At 72.2% G+C, this 4,187-nt stretch carries 3 protein-coding genes and 1 pseudogene; 2 read left to right on the forward strand and 2 right to left on the reverse strand.

Annotated elements, in window-relative coordinates; genetic code table 11:
- Positions 1-396: pseudogene (locus tag PROKR_RS33985) on the forward strand (hypothetical protein); the annotation flags it as partial.
- 110 nt (positions 397-506) lie between these two features.
- On the opposite strand, the gene mqo reads toward PROKR_RS33985, so the two are convergent.
- Together mqo and PROKR_RS05700 are read right to left on the reverse strand one after the other, a co-directional pair.
- A complete protein-coding gene (mqo, locus tag PROKR_RS05695) occupies positions 507-1,997 on the reverse strand; it encodes a malate dehydrogenase (quinone) (RefSeq protein WP_036960463.1) in 1,491 nt (496 codons plus the stop codon).
- Positions 1,998-2,105: 108 nt separating this feature from the next.
- Positions 2,106-2,945 carry a helix-turn-helix transcriptional regulator gene (locus PROKR_RS05700; RefSeq protein WP_036960466.1) on the reverse strand — a complete coding sequence of 280 codons (840 nt, stop codon included), beginning with the start codon at positions 2,943-2,945 and terminating at the stop codon, positions 2,106-2,108.
- 184 nt (positions 2,946-3,129) lie between these two features.
- Between PROKR_RS05700 and PROKR_RS05705 the strand changes: the two genes are divergently transcribed.
- Positions 3,130-4,089: an SDR family oxidoreductase gene (locus PROKR_RS05705; RefSeq protein WP_036960468.1), complete on the forward strand. Its 960-nt coding sequence runs from the start codon at positions 3,130-3,132 to the stop codon at positions 4,087-4,089.
- Positions 4,090-4,187 lie beyond the last annotated feature (98 nt).

The raw sequence follows: 4,187 nt of genomic DNA on the forward strand, positions 1-4,187 counted from the left end.
CTGGGCAGCGGGCGCGCCTCCACCGTGCTGCTCGTGGCCTCCGGCCCCACGGCGCTGCTCGTGGGCGCGGGCCTGCCGGGGTGGGGCGCGGCGATCAGCGGGGCCGGCGGTTTCCTGGTCGGCCTGTGCGTGGTCTCGGGCAACGTGGTCCGCAACGCGTGGCGCCTGCGCTACGTGCCCGCCGGGCTGCGCGGGCGCGTGATGACGGTGATGCAGGTGGTCAACTTCGGCACCATGCCGGTGGCCGGCGTCGTCGCGGGCTGGCTGGGTGGGGTGCTCGGGGTCCGCGAGACCATCCTGCTCATGGCCGCCGTCCACTGCCTCGCCACGTGGAGCATCCTGGTCTCGCCGCTGGCGCGCCTCCGCGAGCTTCCGGTGGGCCCGCTGGGCGGCTGACCGGTCCCGCTGCCGCGGTCGGCCTCGCCGATCCCGACGAACGTAGGGGTGGTCGCTCTCTCGGGGCTGAGAGAGCGACCACCCCTACGTTCGACTGCTCCGGTGCGGCCTCAGGCGCCTGCCGGGACCGTCTCCGCCTTGGCGAGCTGGGCCGCGTCGTAGTCGACGCCGCCGAGGCTCGGCATCATCGAGGTGAGCTGCGGCTTCCACTTCGCGTAGTCGGCGGGGAAGCAGCGCTCCAGCAGGCCGGTCATCGCGGCGACGGCGGTCGACGCGCCCGGGGACGCCCCCAGCAGGCCGGCGATGGTGCCGTCGGCGGACGCCACGACCTCGGTGCCGAACTCCAGCACGCCACCCTTGCCCTTGACCCACTTGATGACCTGCACGCGCTGGCCCGCGGTGATCTTCTCCCAGTCGGCGGGCTGGGCCGTCGGCATGAAGCGCTGCAGCTCGTGGAACTTGGTCTCCGGGGCGGCCGCGACCTGACCGACGAGGTAGCCGGTGAGGTCGAGGTTCTTCACACCGGCGCCGAGCATCGAGAAGACGTTGTGCAGGCGCAGCGACGTGATGAGGCCCAGGTACTTGCCCTTCTTGAGGTACTTGGGGCTGAACCCGGCGTACGGGCCGAACATCAGGTAGCTCTTGCCGTCCACGATGCGCGTGTCCAGGTGCGGCACGGACATCGGCGGGGCGCCGACGTCGGCCTTGCCGTAGACCTTGGCGTTGTGCTGGGCCACGATCTCGGGGTTCGCGGTGCGCAGGAACTCGCCCGAGATCGGGAAGCCGCCGTACCCGCGGGCCTCCTTGATGCCCGAGGCCTGCAGCAGCGGCAGCGCGCCGCCGCCGGCGCCGACGAAGACGAACTTCGCGGTCACGGTGCGGCGCCGGGTGCCGGCGTTCCAGGAGCGGTCGTTCAGGGTGAGGCGCCAGCGGCCGTCCCGCAGCTTCTTCAGGCCGCGCACCTCGTGGTTCACGTGCAGCTCGGTGTTGCCCGAGGTGGCGAAGCCGATCAGCTTCTTGGTGAGCGAGCCGAAGTCGACGTCGGTGCCCGCCGTGGCGCGCGTGGCGGCGATGGGCTCGTCGGCGTCGCGGTCCAGCGTCATCAGCGGGGCCCACGAGCCGATGACGGCGGGGTCGGAGCTGAACTCCATGTCGCGGAACAGCGGGTGGGCGCTCAGCGCGTCATAGCGACGGCGCAGGAAGTCCACGTTCTCGGCCCCGCGCACGAACGTCATGTGCGGCGTGACGTTGATGAAGTCGGTGCCCTCCATCAGCCCGGCGGTGAGCAGGTGGTTCCAGAACTCGCGGGAGGTGTGGAACTGCTCGTTGATCTTCACCGCCTTGGAGATGTCGACGGAGCCGTCCTTGCGCTCCGGGGTGTAGTTCAGCTCGCAGAGGGCGGCGTGGCCGGTGCCCGCGTTGTTCCACGGGTTCGACGACTCGAGGGCCACCTCGTCGAGGCGCTCGTAGATCCCGACACGCCAGGTCGGCTCGAGGATCGTGAGCAGCGCGCCGAGGGTGGCGCTCATGATCCCTCCGCCGATCAGCGCGACGTCGACCTCTTCGGAGGGACGAGGGGCTGTCTGGAGGTAAGAAGTCACGCTCTGAAAGATAGCGCGCTTGTGAAAAGAGGAACGAGCGCTGTGGCATGAATCACGTGATGTGTCCCGTGACCTCGCTCACGGTATGGGCACGGGCGGCGGCCTGGCTCATCGGACCGCCTGCGGGGCCAGCACGGACAGCAGCCGCAGCTTCTCGTGGCTCTCGCTGCCGGGCAGGGCCGTGTAGACGAGCAGCCGGTGCGACTGGTCCGGGTCGAGCAGGGACTGGCACGTCAGCTCCAGCGCCCCGACCTCGGGGTGCACGAAGTGCTTCACCTCGTGCGGGCGGACGCCGATCTCGTGCTCCTCCCACACCCGCCGGAACTCCGCGCTGCGGTCCAGGAGCAGCTCCGCGTAGTGCGCGGCGCGGGAGCCCGGCCCGCGGACGGTCGCGACCTGACGCAGGCCCGAGGCGAACATGCGGGTCAGGAACTCGTGCTCCTGCGGCGCGTAGAGCTCCCGCGTGGCGGGGTCGGTGAACCAGCGGAAGCCGATACTGCGCTCCGGCCCGGTGAATCCGGTCGTGTCCCCGGTCAGGGCGACGCCCATCGGCGTCTGGCGCAGGGTCTCGCCGAGCTCGGTGACGATCTCCGCGGGGGTGTCGTCGAGGCGGTCCAGGATGCGCAGCAGCCCGGGGCTGATGTGCTCGCTGGTGGTGCCGCGCACCGGCGGCTGGTGCCCCGCCAGCCGGAACAGGTGGTCACGCTCGTCCAGCGACAGGTGCAGCCCCTGCGCGATCGAGGCGATCATCTGCTCCGACGGGTGCGGCCCGCGCTCCCGCTCGAGGCGCGAGTAGTAGTCGGTCGACATGTTGCACAGCACGGCGACCTCCTCGCGCCGCAGCCCGCTGGTGCGACGGCGCCGGCCGCGCGGCATCCCGACGTCCTCGGGCTGCAGCAGCTCGCGGCGTCGGCGGAGGAACTCCGCCAACCCGGTGCGATCGATCACGGTGCCCCCTTGTGTTGAGTCCCGCTCTTTCTACCGTGTGCGCGACGGCGGAGCCACGGCCCGCCGATCCCCCTCTACGGGGCCGACCCGTGACCCGCCGAGCCTGTGATCGGCAGGCCCTGGATAGGTCCCGGCCGGCCGCTGAGGATCGGGTCCAACGTCGCCAACACGAAGGAGCGGGACCATGTCACGCACACCGATCGACATCACCGTGCCGAGCCTGGCCGGGAAGCGCGCGCTGATCACCGGCGCGAGCGACGGGATGGGTCTGGTCATGGCCACCCGTCTGGCCGCGGCCGGAGCCGAGGTGCTCATGCCCGTGCGCAACCAGCGCAAGGGCGAGGCGGCGATGGCCACGATCCGGCGCACCGTGCCGGACGCACGCCTCGTGCCGGGCAGCCTCGACCTGTCCTCGCTGGCATCGGTCGCCGCGCTGGGCCAGGCCCTGCGCGCCGACGGGCAGCCGATCCACCTCATGATCAACAACGCGGGCGTGATGCGGCCGCCGAGCCGGCAGACCACCGCCGACGGGTTCGAGCTGCAGACGGGCACCAACCACCTGGGCCACTTCGCCCTGGTCGGCGCGGTGCTGCCGCTCCTGCGCGCCGGCCGTGCCCGCGTGACCTCGCAGGTCAGCGTCGCGGCCCGGAGCGGCTCGATCAACTGGGACGACGTGAACTGGGAGCGCGGGTACGACGGCATGCGCGCCTACAGCCAGTCCAAGATCGCCTTCGGGCTGTTCGGCCTGGAGCTGCAGCGGCGCAGCGCGGCGGCCGGCTGGGGCATCACGAGCAACCTCTCCCACCCCGGCGTGGCGCCGACCAGCCTGCTCGCCGCGCGCCCGGAGCTCGGGCGCAGCGAGGACACGCCGCAGATCCGGCTGATCCGGTGGCTGTCCGAGCACGGCATCCTGCTCGGCACCGCCCGGACGGCCGGCCTGCCCGCGCTGATGGCCGCGACCGATCCCACCGCCCGGCCCGGTGCTCTCTACGGCCCGAGCGGACCCGGCAACCTCGGTGGCGCACCCGCCGAGCAGCGGATGTACGCGCCGCTGCGCAGCCCGCAGGACGCCGCGCGGGTGTGGGAGCTCTCCGAGCGCCTCACCGGGGACAGCCTCGACGCCGCCGTGGGGGAGCGCCCGTGAGCGCCCCGGACGTGTCAGACGCTCGGAACACTCTGTGAACCGAGCGTCCGACACGGGCGCCGGGCGCCGGGGCGGCTCGCCGGGCTCAGCGGGCCGGC

The sequence above is a fragment of the Promicromonospora kroppenstedtii DSM 19349 genome (genome assembly GCF_000515355.1).
Taxonomy (GTDB): Bacteria; Actinomycetota; Actinomycetes; order Actinomycetales; family Cellulomonadaceae; genus Promicromonospora; species Promicromonospora kroppenstedtii.

Excerpts from the sequence above, each read along its gene's own strand:
- PROKR_RS05705 (WP_036960468.1), top strand. The coding sequence starts at position 3,130 with ATGTCACGCACACCGATCGACATCACCGTGCCGAGCCTGGCCGGGAAG.